The sequence below is a fragment of the Leptolyngbya sp. GGD genome (assembly GCF_026735145.1).
Classification (GTDB): domain Bacteria; phylum Cyanobacteriota; class Cyanobacteriia; order Leptolyngbyales; family Leptolyngbyaceae; genus Leptolyngbya; species Leptolyngbya boryana.
Genome location: NZ_JAPQKE010000006.1, coordinates 233,085 through 252,498 on the forward strand (window position 1 = coordinate 233,085; position 19,414 = coordinate 252,498).

Here is a 19,414-nt window from a genome sequence, read left to right on the forward strand (position 1 = left end):
AAGCCATCAATCTTGAATTTTGCCTGATTTTTGATCCGTTCTGACACTCAAAATCCGTAGATTTTCCAAAAAAGTGTTTCCGCTACGATGTTTTTGAAAAAAATCTGCAATTCGGTTCAAGAAACGCCCTACGAACTAAGAAATTTCGGTACAATCCTAGTCTTGAAACCGTTTATTTTTTAGTGCAAGTCTAAATTAATGGAGTTCGATCGTCATCATTAGGTGATTCATTTTTTACGAACGAGTTACGTTTGCAAATTGGATACCTACGGGTAATCTTGAAGCGATGAAGTTTTATCTTCAATTTAATCGTTGAAGGAGTGCTTTCGGTGGTGAGGAACATTTCAACAATGCAAGGGATTGTTAGATGGTTTTATTAGTAACTGATGTATTTGTGCTATTGACTCAGGTGTTGCTCTGGGTGGTAGTGGGTCTGTTTGCCTGGTATGTCTTGCTGCGCGCACTTCCGAGAGCATTCCTGGGTGGATTAGTTCTTTTACTACTATTAGGGGTAGCTGCATTTACGTTCTATCGCGGATCGCCTCAAGAAGGGCTGATCGGTGATCTGTTCCGAGTAATTGCGATTCCATTTACCCCGCTTGGGATTATCTTGGTCTTGCTGCTGATTGCCTTTACTGAGTTGGTTCGGGGCGGGAAGTTGTCCAAGACTGGATTACTGCTGCTCCGAATTGCGATTCCGGCGTTACTGATTCTCAGTATTCCTGCGGTATCGTACTTCTTAGCACAGCGAGCAGAGGCGGAAGCGATCTCGATTACTCGTCCGATCGCGACCGAAGCGCTTCCGGCGGGGGCAAGGCGAGTGATTGTGGCTTTGGCACAGGATACGACTCAATTACAGTTAAGACCGCTCACGCAACCGATTCCTGCGCCCCCTGCGCCTCCGACCAATCAACTCATTCAGCCGCCGGCTCCGATTCCGCCTGGAGCATTTACAGTGTTAGCAGAGCAACCGATTCAGCTAACAGAGCGAGGAGATATTCTCACCTATACCAATCAGCTTTATCAGGACGAACGAGCACGGGGAACGGCTCCCCTGGTATTGGTAAGTGCAGGCACTCGACCTGAGCGGAATCGCAAGCAGGGAGAAACTCGGGATGAGGTGTCTGAAGCCGCAGATGCGCGGAGATTTTTACAGCGATTAGGAATTCCAGCAGAGGATATTATCGGCGATTCTAATAGTCCGACGATCATTGATAGCGCAAGAAATGCTCGTGAAGAGTTACGACGACGTGGCGTGAATTTTGGCAATCAGTTGATTTTGGTCGCTTCTGCGATCGAGATGAATCGGGCGACGCTCACGTTCACTCGCGAGTTTAATCTGAATAATGTTCCGCTGAGCGTAATTTCGCGTCCGACGAACTTTTACACGTTGCCGCCCAGAGAGTCACTGCGAGGCAGGGCACAAGGACGAGATGTGGTGGAGCGCAATTTTCAACTCTCGGATCTCCTGCCTAGTATTGATGCGCTGTCTCTGAGTTCTAAAGTGCTTAATGAATACATCGCTTCGATCTATTACTTCTTACGAGGATGGATTCGACCGATTCGGACGCTCTAGAACGCATTTGCATTGAGTTTGTATTGAATAAAGGGTAGAGATGGTCCGTCTCTACCCTTTTTCTTCGGACAGCCCCGCGGGATTAGGGAATATGAGGGAGTTGATTCAACGCTGCTGCAATCTGTTTGCCAATGACGGGTTCTGCCATTTGCGTTTCCCACCATGCCAGAGTTTGCTCGTGAATTTCCCGCATTTGCCGTTGATCGCTCAGTAGTGCTGCAAGAACAGGTTCAAGATTTTTCCAGTTTTTCACACGCACGACTGGAGCATTTCGATAAAACTCACGGTTTGGTAAATCTTCAACGACAATCACGCAGCCATAGCGCATGGCTTCACAAATCCGAAAAGACTCAAGGGTGGTTCCTCGGGGCACTAAACACACTTTGGCGTTCATTAAGTTCTCGCTGTAACTCCATGCCGATTCTTCGCTGACGACTCCAAACGCCTGTTGAATGGCTAATTGCACCCGATATTGAGGATGGTTTTGGTGAAAGCGATCGAGATTTTCCAGCATCTGCGATCGCGCCACAATCTTTGGTGTTTTGAGCCAGTTTTTAGTTGACCACTTGGAATAGATATTGTTCTGAACACTGCCATCGAAGAACACATCATAGGTACGATCTTCTATTGCTTTAATAGGCAAGTTTTCAGAATTGTAATATCCGCCGGGTATATCAAAGATAGGCGCAACTCTTACGTTTTTTAAGATAAGCGATCTGAGCTTTTGAAATTCGTAGTTAATTAGTAACGGTAGCCGTAACGATAGATTGCTAAAATACTGAATTAGCGTAATGAAATCTCGATAGGAAGGCTTCAAGAAATTCTTCCATTGCATTTCCTGAGTAATGCCATAGGACTTAAAGACTGCCCCAACTTTGTGAATGTATTGAGGAATTCGATAGTGTTCATCGCCGATGATTAAGACGATGACATTGTCACCATAAGAGGGCAACGTCCGCATATCACTCAGCGTGACATAGAAAACCAGCCCGCTTCTTCCTAGATTTTCCTCAACCTTTTGCAAGACCTGACCAAAGTAGGCAACAAACCCGCGGTTCTGAGGATTTGGGTCGTAGATATCCCAAGGTTCCGGGGGAAGGGTTGGATCGACATAGATATAGTACTGGTTTGCCAGCCTCTGCGTGGTTTGCATCGTTAGAAGCGCCAGATAAATTTGATACTTTCTATTGTCCAACAAGTCGCTTATCGATTCCGTAAATCCCCTTAGTGATCTTGTGAACTTTGCGTGAAAAGTTGGTTAAGTTGCATCCGTATTTCTCTTTATTTAATTGAAATTTGCTTTTTCAAGCACGCTACTATAGGAAAGTTTCGATAGTAGGCAGAGTTATGGCGCGATCGCAGGGACAACTTCAAAAGCTGGGAACTTATCTTCGTCCGCATTGGCGAGATGCAACTCTCGGGGTTTCGGCGTTGTTAGTGGTGAATGCGATCGGCATTTATATTCCGCTGCAAATCCGCAATGCGGTTGATACGCTGAGTGTGACATTTAGTGTCCAACAAATTTTCTCTTATGCGCTGTTAATTTTGGCACTTGCATCTGTGATGCTAGTTGTGAGAATGACTTCGCGAATTTTGCTGTTTGGGGTAGGGCGGCAGGTTGAATTTGATTTAAAACAGAAAATTTTCAATCACTTGCTGACCTTAGAGCCTGCTTATTTTGCTGCGAATACGGTCGGAGATTTGATCAATCGGGCGACGAGTGATGTGGATAATATTCGTCGCCTCTTGGGATTTGCAGTCTTGAGTTTAGCGAATACTCTGTTTGCTTATGCGTTGACGTTGCCTGCGATGATTGCGATCGATGCGAGGCTGAGCCTGCTCGCGCTTTCGGTTTATCCATTTATGCTGATTTTGGTCAGTTTGTTCAGTAATAAACTGCGATCGCAACAGTTAACCGTTCAAGAAGAACTCTCAACGTTGAGTGAACTGGTTCAAGAAGATATGAGCGGCATTGCGCTGATCAAGATCTATGCGCAAGAGCAAAATGAGCGGAATGCGTTTCGAGGTCTGAACCGATCGCTACTAAATGCTAATCTCAAGCTCGCCTTGACCCGAAATATTCTGTTTCCGATTTTGCAGGGTGTCGCTTACGGAAGTGCATTGATTTTGCTGTGGTTTGGAGGTGGATCGATCGCGCGGGGAGAAATTACAGTCGGTGACTTTATCGCGCTGCTGATTTTCGTCGAACGATTAGCATTTCCGACGGCATTACTTGGATTCACGATTACGGCTTATCAACGCGGTGAGGTGAGTATCGATCGCATTGAATCGATTCTGACCGTCGAGCCGAAAATTCAAGATACGCCTGACTCGATTCCGCTGCCGTTAGCGCAAGTTAGAGGCAAGCTGAGTGCTCAGAATTTGACATTTCGCTATCCCGGTGCAACTGAGCCTGCATTGAATCAGATTGATTTTGTGATCGATCCGGGTGAAACAGTTGCGATCGTCGGTGCAATTGGATCGGGAAAATCGACGTTGGCAAATGCTTTGCCGCGATTGCTCGATATCTCACCGAATCAGCTCTTTGTGGATGGGTATGACATTACAGATTTGCGATTAACCGATTTGCGAGGTGCGATCGCTTATGTGCCTCAAGAAAGTTTCTTATTTAGTACAACAATTCGCAATAATATTCGCTATGGCAACCCCATGGCGGATCAATCTGACGTGGAACTGGCTGCAAAAATTGCTCAGATTCATGGCGAGGTGCTGAATTTCCCGCAGCATTACGACACGATCGTTGGAGAGCGAGGCATTACCTTATCCGGTGGACAACGGCAACGGACTGCATTAGCCCGAGCTTTGTTAGTCGATAGCCCGATTTTGATTCTAGATGATGCGTTGTCGAGTGTAGACAATCAAACAGCAACTCGGATTTTGAAGAATTTGTCAGAAGGCACGGTTCGGAAAACGGTTGTGTTTATTTCGCACCAACTTTCTGCGGCAGCCTTAGCAGATCGAATTTTTGTCATGGATCAGGGGCGAATTGTACAGATGGGCACTCACGGTGATTTGATTGAGCAACCAGGGCTTTATCGATCGCTCTGGGAGCAAAACCAGTTAGAAGAGGCTTTGAAGTAAGTGTAGTTCGCAGCCAAAACGCCTACGGTTTGCAATTTGATGGTGGCGAAAATCACCTTGGAAGATGCTGTTTAATTTCGCGAACTTGAGTTAACCATTTGCGTAACTCTGTCTCACTCAAGCGCCGATTCGCAAAAAGCGGCTCCAATTCTGAAGCAGTCCGACCCGTTTGTTCGACCCAGGCGCTCATCAGCGCTTCTCGATCGAGCAACGCTCCCCCAATGCCTAACGATCGCTGAATCTGCAACCGCTCCTCTCGCCCGACAACATCCACCACAAACTCGCTCCGTCTCGCTTTGTACAGCACGCCTGCTAGCGCCTGCGTATACGCCTGACTATCATTTGTCTTAGGACTTTCCAACGGTTGCGGTTGCCCAAATCGGCGATTCTTTGCCCAAATTAATACCAAGATCACTACACCTGTCTGGAGCAACACCACAGCGAGTGGCGTTCTCATCAAATAATCGCCCCAGTTCCGTGCTTGGTCTGCTCCTGATTCTTCGGATTTGTCCTGATAGCCATGAAGATACTCATCAACCCAAATCTTCTGCCCGTATCGAGTAGCAAGCTGAGCGAAAAATGGAAAATTTCCAGGCTCATCTTGATATGCATTGGCTGCAATGAAAGGCGTTACCACGAAAATGACGCGTCCTTTTCCTTTCTTGACTTCCCACACGATCGAGCCGAATCGATCGCCTAAAATCTCCATTGCACCAGATTTCAGCAATCGCCGAGATGTTTCAATTTTTACTGTCCCCTGATCGCTCTGATGCTGTGTCGAAAATCCTGCCTCGGTTGCGGGTAACTCTCGTCCCAGAATGATCCAAGTATTTCCACGTTCTACCCAGTTTTCTACGTCGGTTGCTCTCGATTGCGTCGGATCGATCTGAATCATCGTATTGCCCGTTCCAGTGATCGAGCGATCGACTTCCGAAGTACTCTTGCGCCAGCGTTGCACAGGGGTGCCTTGACGCTGCATATAAGCGTACCAAGCCCCGTAGCCATCCGGCGAACGGCTAAACGTCGAACCGCTCATCAAGCGATTGCTTCTGGGCGCAACAAATAACGTGAGGACAATCAGCACCGCGACTGCAATCAGCCCAAATACCCAACGTCGATCGAGTTTTTTCATCACGCCATTTTTGCCATATCGAGGGTCGCGCGTTCAATGTTGCCATAAGCTCGCTGAACCCGCTCAAACATTTCGGCAGAAATCGGCGCATTACTGAAACAAAGCAGCTCATGCGTCTCTAACACCATCTGATAGGACTCAGAGTCTGGTAGAAGCTGAACCAAGCGCAAATATTCTCGATCTGTGCGGCTTTGATCCGTTGGAATCAATTTTGTCTCACTTAACCGCTGCAACATTGCCATATAGAGCGCACGCGAAGCCTCTCGGTAATTTCCCTGCTGTTGAAATTCCTGAGCCGATCTGACCCAAGCCGCGATCGAGCGTTCTTTTTCGGGTTGCGTGGATCTGCGATCGAGAAATTTGCCGAACTGCGATTGATTAGCTTCTAGCAGCGGACGCAGCCACAGATAAATTTGCCACAACAGCCAGCCCCCCGCGCCAACAATGATCAGCCAAAATGCTGCTTCCCACCACCAAGCCGGAAACGACCAATTCGGCATATCGGGAACCCCAGGCGGTTGCAATCCAGCGAACCTCAACTCAAGCCATTCACCCGCCTGCCGGAAAAATTGCTGAATTTGCCAACTAATATCACTTTTCTGAAATTGATCCGCCGCCATCTGGATTTATTTGGTAAAGCTACTGACCAACCATAAAACCAGAAAAGTCACCAAACTGATCAAAACTTCATTCGTCAGCACCAACGTACCCAAATAAGGTGCTAAAAATGTGTAAGCCACGCCCCCGATCGCAAATCCCAACAGCAACCCAACTATGCCTAATAAAACTGAGCGACCTAATTTTCGCTCCTTACGGTAAAGAAAATACAACGTGCTGCCTGTTGCGAGCGCCATCGCCATCTGAAGGACAGCATTCGTTGGAGAGAAATACACTAACGTCCCTAGCGCTGCCATTGTCATTCCTGGAATGACAATATCTCTGGCACTCGGCTGATCGATCAAACTTTTCAACCATTGAGCCGACTGATTTGCAGGTGCAGGCGTTTCGACAGGAGCCGGGGTCGCCAACTTTTCAGGGAAGCGAATTCGATCGGGCACTTTAATCTTGCCTTCTTGCCGCAACCGTAGCCGTTCCATCAGCACAGAATCATATGCTGCCTCAATTTCCGAAATTTTTCGCTGATCACCAGCTAATTCTTCAACCAAACGAGTTCGTGCCGTTTGAATCTCTTCAAACGTCGCACCTTCGGAAACGCCTAACTTTTCATAGGGACTTTGCGCGCTCATGGGCTTGTTACTCCACCTTCACCTACTAAAGTAACCTAGCGATGGTCGGGATTACAACTAGAGTGTAGACGATAGAATACAGACTTGAGATATTTTGCCTTCAGCAAATTTACGCCCTGCGATATCCGTATACTGCGAGAACTTCGTGACTTGGAGTGTTCGCAATTTCCACATCGAATAGAACGGCGACCGTGATTTTGCGGAAACTCGGACAAATCGGGATATTCTATTCAAAAGCTGAGGCATACTAATGCTGATGACAAGATTCTTCTGTGTAAGCAGAATCAGGGATTTTTCTGTTGGCTCCGATCTCAATTTGCTCTAGGTACTGTCATCTGCCCTTCTCAATTTATTTTTTAGCGCAAGGTTATGGTCATGGCTCCAGCCAAGATACTCGTCGTTGATGATGATCCAGCGATTCGCAATTTGGTTCATCGTTTCTTGACTAAGCAAAATTATCAAATGGAATCTGCTGAAGATGGAAAGTCTGCGATGCAGGTGTTTGAGCAGTTTAATCCTGATTTGGTGATTTTAGATGTGAATTTACCGGATGCAAATGGCTACTCGCTGTGCCAAGAAATGCAGAGCCGGACAAATGTATTTGTCTTGATGCTGACAAGCCGCACGGATGAGGCGGACAAAGTTCGGGGCTTTGCTCAAGGTGCAGATGATTACATTACGAAGCCCTTCAGTTTGGTGGAATTAGGTGGACGAGTGGGGGCAATTCTCAAACGTCAGCGAATTGTGACCACCGCAGAACAGCAGTGTCTCACGTTTGGTGGATTAATGATTGATCCGGTTCGGCGTGAGGTCAAGTTGAATGAGGAAATTGTGCCGTTGACGGCATTAGAGTTTGATTTGTTGCATTTCCTCGCAGCACATCCCGGGCGAGTTTGGCGACGGGCTGAGTTGATTCAAGAAGTTTGGGATTATGAATATGTCGGTGACCAACGTGTGGTGGACGTGCATATCGGACAAATCCGCAAAAAGATTGAAATCGATACGAGTCAGCCTGCTTTGATTCAGACGGTGCGGGGCGTAGGTTATAAGTTTGAATCGCCTGCGGTGGTCAGTTAGAGCAGCATTTGAGTCTAAGTGTGCCGGGATGAAATTCGTCCCGGCTTTGTTGTATTTGGGCGCGATCGCGAGTTTCATCATCATTTTTAATTGCAAGTCCGACTTCCGACTGCATCTTGTTTTAAGCTGGAACTAGCTTCTGTGTGAATTCCTATGGCAAGATCTGACTCTTCTCCGACCTTGAGAGAAATTGCAAACACATTTCGATTCGCGGGATGGTTTAGCTTTTGGTTTCAGTTAGTTTTAACTGTGATCTCTGGCGCAATTTTGTTATTTGCCGCCGTTTCAAATCGCAATCCTCAAGGAACGAATCCAACCACAGGGATTGGAGTTGTGCTGACCGTCTGTGGAATCTTGGTGCTGGGATTCAATATGTATTGGTCGTTAATGAAATATGTTCCCATTGGGCGGCAGCTGAGATCAGAGAATCCAGCAGCACGTCCGAAAAAGGCAGAGGCGATTCAGACGATTCGGATCGGACTGATGGCAAGTTTGGTGGGGACGTTGCTGGCGCTATTGGGGGCAGAAGCGATCGTCGGATTACTGTTTGGAAAAGCTGTGAATCAAGGATTTGCAGGGTTCGTGAACGTTGATCCAGCGAAGTTTATTCAACCGATCGATATTTTGGTGGTGCAAGCTAGTATTAACGTGATTTTGGCTCAGTTTGCTGCGATTTCGACATCGCTGTGGCTACTCAACAAAATGAGCAAGCAATAACTCAAGCAAGTACTAGCGAGCCATCCAATCAAAAATCTGATTCAACTGATCAATTGAGACAAATCCGTAGCGCCAAAGCACCATTGGCAACGTGCCTCGTTCTTGTTGGCAGTGACGCAGAGCAAGGTCGATCGAGTCGTCTGAAACTGCCAATTCGTCTTTTAGATAGTCAATGAGTTCAATCTCTGTGGATTCAGCAGGTGCTACCCAATCGATCTGTTGGAGTGCAACCTCTGAACTTTGTTGAATGGTGTCGGGGGGTAGAACCGCCATCGAAATCCTCGTCATATTGAAGTAGATGTTTTTTTAGGCTGTCGGAGCGCAGGGACATCATCCTATCACTAAAAATTCGTCCTTGTGCTGCTTTAACTGTGACTTCAGGGGGAGAATCTGAAATTTAGAATTGCCGTACCAGATGTTATACGACTAAGTTGAGGAAATTATGTCGATCGAAAGTCTGAACTTGGTAAGGGTGCTCGTTAAATATGAGACACGCTACTAGTAGCAAAAATCAATCAAACTCATCTGTCACACTCTATCCAAAGTGCCCGGAGTTGCAAATTAGACTTCAAGCTAATGATCAAAATTTCAGCTTGGCTTAATTTTTGTTTAGAAGGAATTCTTTTTATTTCTTTGGAAGTTGCCGCTTTTTCTGTAGGTGCGTCAAAATGAGCCAGTCTAGGTTCAGGTCGTTAGGATTCCGTCCGAAGATATGCAACAGTCGAAAGTCGCCAAATTTTTCTTCTCCGCGATCGCAGGACTGATTTCTGTTCTCGCTATCAGTCTCCCAGTCCGGAGTGCTGAGCGGATTTTTCTGTCGTATGGCATTTTAGAGCGATCGGTTTCTGTTTCTGCCCTGGAAGCTTATGCGCGTCAGGGCGTGCTCGATAGCGACCTTTATGTGTATTCGCAATATGTCGATGCAACGCAATTGGCGATATTGCGCAAGGCGTTGCTTGCCAAGGCAGACCTTAGTCCGGTTGCGGTTTCGCAATTCTTGTATACGCAGCAAGGTGAGATTTTGTTACGCCGTCTGGGAGAAGTGATTCAGCCGGAATCTCGCGATACAGGATTTTTTGCGATTCGAGCGGCATTGATTTTGGCATCGGCTGAGCCAGAAGGGTTAACGTTGCTGAATGTCTTTCGGAAGTTTCCAACGCGGGGGATTCGGATTGATTTGCAGCGCAGCCTCCAGATTGTGGATGATTTTGGAGATTTGATTGGACGCACGAAGCAAGCGACTGATTTAATCGCTCAACTTGCAAATCAAGAGTCTACGCCGCTACCGGGGGATATCCCTGATTTAACGGCGCGTGGGGCATATGGATTTCGGCGAGATTCGTGGAGATTAATCGATCGATCGCGCGGATTTGTTCGAGCGTTGGGACGAGAGCGTGTCTTTCCGGTCGATGTCTATTTACCGATCGCGCGTCGTCAGGCTTTGCCAAAATCGATTCCAGTGATTGTAATTTCGCATGGGCTGGGTTCCGATCGCGGAACGTTTCGATATTTAGCAGAACACCTCGCGTCTCATGGATTTGCGGTTGCCGTTCCAGAACATCCCGGCAGTAATGCTAAACAGCTACAAGCTTTAGTCGATGGCATCGCCAATGAGGTCACGAGTCCGAGTGAGTTTGTCGATCGACCGCTCGATATTAAGTATGTGCTAGATGAACTGGAGCGTAGAGCCAAGTCTGATCCTCAATACAGTCGCTTGAATGTCAAGCAAGTTGGACTGTTGGGGCAATCTTTTGGCGGTTATACAGTGATGGCATTAGCGGGTGCGCCGATTAATTTTGCACAGCTTCAGCAATCCTGTCGTCCAGAGGAGATCGATCGCACCCTGAATCTTTCTCTCTTGCTGCAATGCCGTGCGGCTGCTTTACCACCGATTAACTACAATTTGAGCGATCCACGGGTCAAAGCGATCGTTGCGATTAATCCGATCACCAGTAGTGTTTTCGGACAGGCATCCGTGAGTCAGATTAAAACCCCGATGCTGATGGTAGGAAGCAATGCAGATACGATCGCGCCTGCTTTGCCCGAACAGATTCAGCCATTTACGTGGTTACAAACGAATGACCGATATTTGGCGGTGATTGATCAAGGAACGCATTTCTCAACTTTGGGACAGGCAAATGATGAAGGGGTTCCGGTTCCGCCGGAAGTGATTGGAGCGAATCCCGCGATCGCGCGGCGCTATATGAATGCGCTGAGTTTGGCATTTTTTCAGACTTACATTAACAATCAATCGAGCTTCCGACCCTATATTTCTGCAACCTATGCCCGTGCAATCTCCCAAGATCCGTTACGGTTAAGTCTGGTGCAATCGTTAACGCTCTCGCAGTTGGGTAGGTGATTTGCTTGTGGATGGGTTTTTGAATCTCAATAAGCCGTTTGGATTTACGTCACATGATTGTGTGGCAAAGGTGCGGAGGATTCTGGGGACGAAGAAAGTGGGACATGCGGGAACGCTTGATCCGGCAGCGACGGGCGTTTTACCGATCGCGATCGGTCGGGCGACTCGATTGCTGCAATATCTGCATCACGATAAGGCTTATCAGGCGACGATTCGATTTGGGGTAACGACCACAACCGATGATTTAGAAGGCGAAATTCTGACGCAAGAAGCGGTTGCGAATCTGAGCTTAGAGAATGTGCAAGAGAAGCTCTCTTTGTTTCAAGGAGTGATTGAGCAGATTCCGCCAAATTACAGTGCGATTCAAATCGATGGCAAGCGATTGTATGACTTGGCTCGGGCAGGCAAAACGATCGAGGTTCCGGCTCGAACTGTAGAAATTTACAGCCTAAAGGTGCTGGATTGGAGAGCGGGCGAGTTTCCAGAGTTGGATCTGGAAATTGCTTGTGGAAGTGGGACTTATATTCGATCGATTGCTCGCGATTTAGGAGCGGAACTTGGCACAGGTGCGACTTTGGCGAGGTTGCTCAGAACCGAGAGTAATGGTTTTTTGCTCGCAGATAGTTTGAGGCTTGAAGACTTGCCTGCGCCTTTGATGGATTCTGAACATGCAGTTTTGCATTTGCCAGAGGTGGAGGTGGACGAAATCATTGCGCGGCGCTGGTGTCAGGGACAGAAAATTGCCTTGGGACTTGCGGCAGGAATTGTGCGGGTGAAGTGCGATCGCTTTTTAGGAATTGGGGAGATTCGAGAAGATGGGGTTCTGGTTCCGAAGATGGTGTATGAACCGATTGCTTAGAATGAGAAAACATTGATTTGCTGCGTTCTTCTATGATTTCATCGACTCCGCCAAAGCCCGTTCCCACGCATCCCGGCGATCGTTTCACGATTACGATCGCGCCGCTTTCGATCGAAGAAGTCTACAGCCAAGCAGATGACGCAGCCAATGGCGCGATCGTGCTGATGAGCGGTATGGTTCGGAACAATACTGATGGATTTTCAGTGCTGCATCTGGAGTATCAAGCATATGAACCGATGGCGATCGCGGTTTTCAAAGAAATTGCATCTGAGATTCGACAAACTTGGAAGGATGTCACTCATGTCGTGATTCATCACCGCGTTGGACGATTAGAGATTGGGGAAATCAGTGTATTAATTGCCGTTGGATGCCCGCATCGTACGGAAGCATTTGAGGCTTGTAAATACGCGATCGATACGCTGAAACATCGCGCCCCGATTTGGAAAAAAGAGTTTTACTACGGTGAAGATGGCGCGATTCGCTCTAGCTGGGTGAACTGTTGCTAGGTGATTAGGATCACCAGTGTTATAAAGATTTGACGAATTGAAGCGGGAACTCTGGGAAGGTCGTTCCTGCCTTAATTCGTCACTATGTCTTTCGACAAGCCTGCTTGGAGTGCGATCGCCAATCCCAGTGATCTGATTGCTACGAACTCCAATGAATTGTCTTGGTTCTCGATCGCTGAAAATCGCGCGGTCAATCGGGCTTCTTATATTCTCGATCGCAATACGCAAGTCATTGATATCTATGACTACGATCGCGATGGCAAGACTGATTTACTCTGGCGCGATCGTCAAAGCTACTCCTTCCTAACGAATGGACAGCGCGTCGAGCTTTACACCGTTAGTGATCTGAACTGGCAGATTGAGCGAATTGGAGACTTTGATGGCGACCGCGATCGCGATATTCTTTGGCGTAATCAACGTTCTGGAGAAGTCGCATTCTGGCGATTGAATGGCATGTCCCTCGAATCGAGCCAAATTACGACAACAATCAGTGATTTAGCATGGCAGATTGCAGATGTTCAGGACTATGACAATGATGGCGATTTAGATCTGTTTTGGCGCAACGATCGAACTCATGAAAACGCGTTCTGGCAGATGAATGGCACAACCTTAGAACGCAGTATCTACATCGACTCTGTTGCAGGTTGGACATTGGAAGGCAGCGGTGACTTTAATGGAGATCGACAATTCGATCTGCTTTGGCGCAATGGGCAATCGGGACAAGTTCAGATCTGGCAAATTAATGGCATGAGCGTCAGCAAAAAGTCTAACTTGTCGATCGCGCCTGATTTTTCTTGGGATATCAAAGGCTTAAGTGACTACAACCAAGATGGAACAACGGATATTTTATGGCAGCAATCAACGACAGGTGCAGCCGGCTACTGGGGCATCAATCAGCTTCAATTCCAGACAGTCACACTTCTAGACTTCGGAAATCTCCGCATTCAATCCTTTGAGCAAAGTTATGCTCCAAGCCCAAGCTATAGTGCAAGTTTTGGTTATGGGCTTGTGAATGCCGCGATCGCAGTTGCTACTGCTGTGAAACAAGCTCCTATGACTTCAGTTCCAGCAACGTCTTGGAGCATAGATATGCTGAATATTCCAGAAGTTTGGGCGCGAGGCTATACCGGGCAGGGAGTTACGATCGCTGTGATTGATTCTGGTATTGATATCACTCATTCTGATCTCAAGTCTAATATCTGGACGAATCCAGGTGAAATTCCTAACAATGGCATTGATGACGATCGCAATGGCTTTATTGATGACGTAAATGGCTGGAACTTTAGCTTAAACAACAACGATATTTCACCTTCGAGTGCTCATGGAACTGCGGTAAGTGGAGTGATTGCTGCGGCTCAAAACAATGTTGGTATCACAGGAGTTGCTTACAGTGCTAAGTTAATGCCACTGCGGGTGACGAACGCTCAAGATAACTGGAATGGGAACTTAGCAAGAGCGATTCGCTATGCCGTGGATAATGGGGCACGTGTGATTAATATGTCGCTGTGGTGGACAGATTCCGCAGAACTCAGAGAGGCAATTGCCTATGCTGCTAGCCGCAATGTGATAACTGTGACTGCGGCATTAAATGAAGGAGCCTCTCAACCGAGCAATCCAGCGAGCTATGCAACACAGTTTGGGATTGCTGTGGGAGCTGTGAATCGAGATCGACAACTCACTGCCTTTTCAAATCGATCGGGGTCGAATCCAAAGATGAATTATGTGCTTGCACCTGGACAAGACATTGAAACAACAGTGCCAGGAAATAGCTATCAATCGGGCTGGTGGGGCACATCTCTGGCAGCACCTTATGTGTCGGGTGTGGTTGCATTGATGTTAAGCGCAAATCCAAATTTAACGCATGATCAGGTGCGTCAGATTTTGATGGAATCAGGAAATGCGATCGGGTAAAAGGAAGATGGATGCCCAATTGATTGACTCAAGCGATCAAGGTTGACGCAGGCGGTTTAGGGCAGCGAGAATTTGTCTGCGATTTCACAAACTGTAACTTGCAACTGTCTTCTGCGATCTAGAATGAGATCAAGTCGCGTTTGGCAAAGTTTAGTTATCGAAACCGTCTACGGAAACCTCCAAGGTCTAAAGAGCAGTCAACTCAAGCAGCTTCAACGGCTGTATCATCAGCGCTTACCGGGCGATCGCATCACTACAGCCGAGTTTGCTCAACGGATCGCAGCCATTAGTTCTGAAATCAATCAGCCCGTTTGTACGTATGTGAATCGTCGCGGTCAAGTGATTCGGGTTGGGGTTGGAACTTTACGCCAAACTCAGATTCCAATGCTGGAACTGCCGCGTTATGGTGCAGAGCGACTCTGTGGCATTCGTTGTATTGCGACTCAACTCAAGTCAGATCCACCGGGAGACGCAATGCTGACGGTGATGGCATTGCAACGACTAGATACCTATGTAGCATTAACGCTGACGGGAGGCGGATTTGAGCGGCGAGGTGGTGGTGCAACCGGATATGTGAAGGCGGCTTACTTAGCGCATTTAGTGCCGCATCCAGAGGTGAGTTGGACAGTCTCGCCGCCGCTAGGGTTAGACGTGGTTTCAGAGCAAGATTTTCTGGCGTTGGTTGAAGGGCTAGAAGAAGAATTTCGCCGTGAGTATATTGCTCAGCAAGTCGATCGCGATCATGATCAGGTCTTAATTGTCGGATTACAAACGGATAATAAGTCAGCGCAACGGTTTCAGACCGAGTTAGAGGAACTGGCAAGACTGGTCGAAACCGCAGGCGGCGAAGTCCTGCAAACGGTGAAGCAGAAACGCCCGCGTCCGCATCCTCAAACCGTAGTCGGAGAAGGAAAAGTCCAAGAAATTACTTTGGCAGCGCAAACGGTCGGGGCAAGTTTGATTGTGTTCGATCGTGATCTTTCCCCGGCTCAGGTTCGTAATTTAGAGATGCAGATTGGCATCCGAATTGTCGATCGTACCGAAGTCATCTTGGATATTTTCGCGCAACGAGCACAGTCTGGAGCCGGAAAACTTCAAGTGGAACTGGCTCAGCTTGAATATATGCTGCCGAGATTGTCAGGACGCGGACAAGCGATGTCTCGATTAGGAGGCGGGATCGGCACAAGAGGACCTGGAGAAACGAAGCTAGAAACCGAACGCCGAGCGATTCAGCGGCGAATTTCGCGACTTCAGCAAGAGGTGAATCAGCTTCAAGCGCATCGAGCGCGCTTGAGACAGCGCCGACAGCACGAAGAAATTCCCTCGATCGCAGTGGTCGGCTATACCAATGCAGGAAAATCGACATTGCTCAATGCTTTAACGAATGCCGAAGTCTATACAGCTGATCAGCTTTTTGCAACACTCGATCCAACAACTCGACGATTAAATTTCACCGATTCGGAAACACATGAAGCAACGCAACTGTTGTTAACGGATACCGTTGGATTTATTCATGAATTGCCGCCTTCTTTGATGGATGCGTTTCGTGCCACCTTAGAAGAAGTGACAGAGGCGGACGCTTTGCTGCATGTGGTGGATCTGTCGCATCCGGCTTGGCAAAGTCAGATTCGATCAGTGATGCACATTCTAGGTGAGATGCCCATTACACCGGGACCTGCACTCTTAGCGTTTAATAAAATCGATCAAGTCGATGCAGAACAATTAGCGATCGCGCGCGAAGAGTTTCCCCAAGCCGCATTTATCTCAGCCCATGAGCGACTAGGACTGGAAACACTCAGACAGCGATTATGTCAGCTAGTTCGATATGCAATGTCAAGCTAATGTTGTAAGGTATGCAAAGCGCAAAAGTAAAACTTGTCAAGCTAGTAGACTCGGCTAAGCTACCCCGATACGAACATGAGGATGATTCAGGTTTGGATCTGTTTGCGCTGGCAGAGCAAGACATTCCTCCTGGAAAGACAGCGCTGATTGGAACAGGAATCGCGATCGAGCTACCGCTCGGAACCGAAGCCCAAATTCGTCCGAGAAGTGGGTTAGCACTGAAGCATTCGATTACAGTTCTCAATACTCCAGGCACAGTTGATGCAGGCTATCGAGGTGAAATTGGAGTGATTTTGATCAATCATGGGCAAGAATCCTTTAAAGTGCTGAAGCACATGAAAATTGCCCAAATGGTCATTGTGCCTGTGATTCGTGCAGAGCTTGAAGAAGTCGATCTCTTATCCGACACTGTTCGCGGAGCAGGTGGATTTGGTTCGACCGGAATGTAAGTAGATTGCACTTTGACTCAGAAGCGGTTGCCTGTAAAAGCAGGTTGGCATGAATGGGACTGCATCCCGAAAAGTGCGTCTCGATTGTGCTTGAGTATAGTGCTCAAGTAGATTGAATCTTGTTCTGCGATCGATGATTGGTAGATGCACCTGCACAGTACTACTGAAAATGCTGCATCCAAGTTTGAATCCACTGTTGAGCTTCGGCTGTATTTTCTAAAGGAAAAGTTTGCAGAAAATCCTTATCTTCGATCGGCATGTAAGGTCCTTCTTTTAACTCAAACATGACGGTATCTGGCTCAAGCGCGATCAAAGTGTGAAACATGCCTTCTCCAAGTTCTACTCCTCTAGTCGTTCCAGTTGCGCTAATTTTCTCGGTATGAATGACTTCTCCGGATTCATCTAAAATCAGAATACCGATCGCGCCTTGCAACACTAGAAAGAATTCAAAGCCACTCTTACCTTCGGGGCGCACATGACGGTGCGGACGAACATAAGTCCCAGGCTGCAAGACATTGAGAAAGCGCTGAACAATGTCGCTATGCTCATGAAAATTGTAGTTCTTGCGATGGCGAGGACTCGTGCGGGCTTGTTCAGCGATCGCATCCATCAAGGGTTGAGTCAGGCATTTAATGGGTAGGGTCATGATCGAAACCTATAAATCGCAATTCCAAATCAGTTGGGGAGTGGGGAGTAGTTCTCTGGATTAGCTCCCTACTCCCTACTCTTCTTAGCCTCTACACCTCAAACCGGATTGCTATAGAACAATCAAAATGACGCCCGATCGTTGCTCCACAGATGGTAAACGTGAAGCTTAGCTAAACTGCTGTGCATAGAATCGTGCATATCGTCCGCCTTCTGCGAGCAATTCTGTATGAGTTCCAGACTCTACAACTCGTCCTTTCTCCATGACCAGAATGCGATCGACGCGTCTCACCGTCGCTAAACGATGCGCGATGATAAACACAGTTCGACCTTGCATAATGCGTTCTAAAGCTTCTTGAACCAAAGCTTCGGATTCTGAATCCAACGCTGAAGTTGCTTCGTCGAGAATCAAGATCCGAGGATTGAGCAGCACCGCCCGCGCGATCGCTAACCGCTGCCGCTGTCCTCCCGATAAATTTACTCCTCGCTCACCGACCCAAGTTTCATAGCCATCGGGGAATTGACTAATAAACTGATGAGCATTGGCAATCTTGGCAGCTTCTCGAACTGCATTCATATCAAAATCGAGTTGTCCAAAGGCGATATTTTGCGCGATCGTTCCCGTAAACAAAATCGTTTCCTGCGGCACAATCCCGATTTGATGCCGCAAACTTTTCAGCGAGACATCGCGAATGTTCGTACCATCAATCCAGATTTCTCCTGCTTGAGGATCATAAAATCGTGGAATTAAATTCACGAGCGTCGTTTTACCCGCACCCGATGCCCCCACTAAAGCCACCATTTCGCCCGGATAGACTCGCAGACTCAAATCTTGCAGAACAGGACGATCCGGACGATAGGCAAAAGAGACATTCTCAAATTCAATTCTCCCGGTCACAGAAGGCAGAACTTTGGCATCGGGTTGTTCCACGATCGACGGGTTAATCTGCAACAGTTCAAACACACGATCGACCGAAGCCTCTCCCTGCTTAAACTCGTTGTAGTTCAATGTCACTGTGCTAATCGGCTCAAACAACATCGCGACCGCGACCACGAACGCAATGAATTCACTGCCCGTCAAGTTTCCTTGAGAGATTTGCCAACTGCCCACTAACAAGAGCGCGAGAATACCCAGTGCATCTAAGAATCCTTGAACTGGGTATTGAATCGCTCTCAAACGTTCTGTCGCGTATCTGGCTTGACGATTGCGTTCTGAACCTCGGCGGAATTGTTCGATCGCATAATCCTCCGCTGCAAAGGCGCGCACTAATCTCACGCCACTTAACATCTCTGTCAGCAACGCCGACAAGTCTGAAATCCGGCTCTGGCTCCGATACGACAACTTCCGCATCTTCTCGCCAAACCAAGCCGTTAATCCAGCCAGCAACGGAGCCACGATCAGCGTTGAAAGCGTCAACTGCCAATTGAAATACAGCATCGTAATCAGCGTCACAACGAGCTTCATCGCATTCGGCACAAACTGGCTAAAGAGCTTCTGAATTACCTCACCAATGCGATCGACATCTTCTGTCAATCGATAGGTCAGATCTCCAGTCTGCACCGTTTCAAAATAAGCGAGACTCAAGCGTTGAATATGAGAAAACGTGCGATTTCTCAACTCCATCGCAATACTCAACGAAGCTTTGGCAATCAGCGTTTCTTGACCGTATTGTGCAAGTTTTTGGCTTCCCCAAATCAAAATCACATAGCCAGCGGTTTCCGCAATTGCAGCAATTCGCCCCTCGCTGATAAACCGAGACATTTTTTCTGACAAAAATGCCATGGCGGGCCAAGTCACCGCAAAAATGACCGCACACATCAAGGCATAAACGATCGTGCGCCATTGGGGGCGAAGATAAGCGAGAAGCTGCCAGTAGTTAGAACGTTTTTTCAAGATCGATTTGACTTGTGTTCCTGGTAGATGTGAATGTGAGAGAGCAAAAGTGAACTTGCAATCATAACGATTAATAATTAGAAGGATCGGCACCGGCG

The 19,414-nt window shown here is 47.6% G+C and carries 17 protein-coding genes; 10 read left to right on the plus strand and 7 right to left on the minus strand.

The window, feature by feature from the left end; genetic code table 11:
* The first annotated feature begins 367 nt into the window (after positions 1 to 367).
* The gene (locus OU814_RS24430; protein WP_017288710.1) at positions 368 to 1,576 is read left to right on the plus strand and encodes a YdcF family protein; all 1,209 of its coding nucleotides are present in this window, start codon (positions 368 to 370) and stop codon (positions 1,574 to 1,576) included.
* 82 nt (positions 1,577 to 1,658) lie between these two features.
* Here the strand turns inward: OU814_RS24430 and OU814_RS24435 are convergent, their stop codons facing one another.
* The gene (locus OU814_RS24435; RefSeq protein ID WP_017288709.1) at positions 1,659 to 2,729 is read right to left on the minus strand and encodes a hypothetical protein; all 1,071 of its coding nucleotides are present in this window, start codon (positions 2,727 to 2,729) and stop codon (positions 1,659 to 1,661) included.
* A 194-nt stretch (positions 2,730 to 2,923) separates the two neighbouring features.
* On the opposite strand from OU814_RS24435, the gene OU814_RS24440 reads away from it, so the two are divergent.
* Positions 2,924 to 4,678, plus strand: a complete 1,755-nt coding sequence (locus tag OU814_RS24440; protein WP_017288708.1) for an ABC transporter ATP-binding protein — start codon at positions 2,924 to 2,926, stop codon at positions 4,676 to 4,678.
* Between the two features lie 52 nt (positions 4,679 to 4,730).
* Here the strand turns inward: OU814_RS24440 and OU814_RS24445 are convergent, their stop codons facing one another.
* The 3 genes from OU814_RS24445 to OU814_RS24455 are packed head-to-tail and all read right to left on the minus strand — an operon-like array spanning position 4,731 to position 7,057.
* Positions 4,731 to 5,810: a DUF4350 domain-containing protein gene (locus OU814_RS24445; RefSeq protein ID WP_268242352.1), complete on the minus strand. Its 1,080-nt coding sequence runs from the start codon at positions 5,808 to 5,810 to the stop codon at positions 4,731 to 4,733.
* Positions 5,810 to 6,430 (minus strand): DUF4129 domain-containing protein, encoded by a 621-nt coding sequence (locus OU814_RS24450; protein ID WP_017288706.1) that lies wholly within the window; start codon positions 6,428 to 6,430, stop codon positions 5,810 to 5,812. Before OU814_RS24450 ends, OU814_RS24445 begins: the two co-directional genes overlap by 1 nt.
* A gap of 6 nt (positions 6,431 to 6,436) precedes the next feature.
* The gene (locus tag OU814_RS24455; RefSeq protein ID WP_268242353.1) at positions 6,437 to 7,057 is read right to left on the minus strand and encodes a CPP1-like family protein; all 621 of its coding nucleotides are present in this window, start codon (positions 7,055 to 7,057) and stop codon (positions 6,437 to 6,439) included.
* Positions 7,058 to 7,432: 375 nt separating this feature from the next.
* On the opposite strand from OU814_RS24455, the gene OU814_RS24460 reads away from it, so the two are divergent.
* Together OU814_RS24460 and OU814_RS24465 are read left to right on the plus strand one after the other, a co-directional pair.
* A complete protein-coding gene (locus OU814_RS24460; protein ID WP_017288704.1) occupies positions 7,433 to 8,134 on the plus strand; it encodes a response regulator transcription factor in 702 nt (233 codons plus the stop codon).
* 153 nt (positions 8,135 to 8,287) lie between these two features.
* Entirely contained in the window at positions 8,288 to 8,851 is a 564-nt protein-coding gene (locus OU814_RS24465) for a DUF3611 family protein (protein ID WP_017288703.1), read from the plus strand.
* Between the two features lie 12 nt (positions 8,852 to 8,863).
* Here the strand turns inward: OU814_RS24465 and OU814_RS24470 are convergent, their stop codons facing one another.
* The gene (locus OU814_RS24470; RefSeq protein WP_190651962.1) at positions 8,864 to 9,124 is read right to left on the minus strand and encodes a DUF2949 domain-containing protein; all 261 of its coding nucleotides are present in this window, start codon (positions 9,122 to 9,124) and stop codon (positions 8,864 to 8,866) included.
* A 439-nt stretch (positions 9,125 to 9,563) separates the two neighbouring features.
* Here OU814_RS24470 and OU814_RS24475 point away from each other — a divergent pair, with 439 nt between their 5' ends.
* From OU814_RS24475 to dut, 6 genes are all read left to right on the plus strand, one after another.
* Positions 9,564 to 11,210, plus strand: a complete 1,647-nt coding sequence (locus OU814_RS24475; protein WP_268242354.1) for an alpha/beta hydrolase — start codon at positions 9,564 to 9,566, stop codon at positions 11,208 to 11,210.
* A 7-nt stretch (positions 11,211 to 11,217) separates the two neighbouring features.
* Positions 11,218 to 12,069 carry a tRNA pseudouridine(55) synthase TruB gene (gene truB / locus OU814_RS24480; protein WP_326498327.1) on the plus strand — a complete coding sequence of 284 codons (852 nt, stop codon included), beginning with the start codon at positions 11,218 to 11,220 and terminating at the stop codon, positions 12,067 to 12,069.
* Between the two features lie 32 nt (positions 12,070 to 12,101).
* Positions 12,102 to 12,575: a molybdenum cofactor biosynthesis protein MoaE gene (locus OU814_RS24485; RefSeq protein ID WP_017288699.1), complete on the plus strand. Its 474-nt coding sequence runs from the start codon at positions 12,102 to 12,104 to the stop codon at positions 12,573 to 12,575.
* An 84-nt stretch (positions 12,576 to 12,659) separates the two neighbouring features.
* Positions 12,660 to 14,486: a S8 family serine peptidase gene (locus tag OU814_RS24490; protein WP_268242356.1), complete on the plus strand. Its 1,827-nt coding sequence runs from the start codon at positions 12,660 to 12,662 to the stop codon at positions 14,484 to 14,486.
* Positions 14,487 to 14,609: 123 nt separating this feature from the next.
* Entirely contained in the window at positions 14,610 to 16,328 is a 1,719-nt protein-coding gene (gene hflX / locus OU814_RS24495; protein ID WP_017288697.1) for a GTPase HflX, read from the plus strand.
* An 11-nt stretch (positions 16,329 to 16,339) separates the two neighbouring features.
* Positions 16,340 to 16,777: a dUTP diphosphatase gene (dut, locus tag OU814_RS24500; protein ID WP_268242357.1), complete on the plus strand. Its 438-nt coding sequence runs from the start codon at positions 16,340 to 16,342 to the stop codon at positions 16,775 to 16,777.
* Between the two features lie 160 nt (positions 16,778 to 16,937).
* Here dut and OU814_RS24505 read toward each other — a convergent pair whose 3' ends face one another.
* Together OU814_RS24505 and OU814_RS24510 are read right to left on the minus strand one after the other, a co-directional pair.
* Entirely contained in the window at positions 16,938 to 17,423 is a 486-nt protein-coding gene (locus tag OU814_RS24505; RefSeq protein WP_268242358.1) for a WbuC family cupin fold metalloprotein, read from the minus strand.
* Between the two features lie 168 nt (positions 17,424 to 17,591).
* Positions 17,592 to 19,316, minus strand: a complete 1,725-nt coding sequence (locus OU814_RS24510; protein ID WP_026148700.1) for an ABC transporter ATP-binding protein — start codon at positions 19,314 to 19,316, stop codon at positions 17,592 to 17,594.
* Between the last annotated feature and the right edge of the window lie 98 nt (positions 19,317 to 19,414).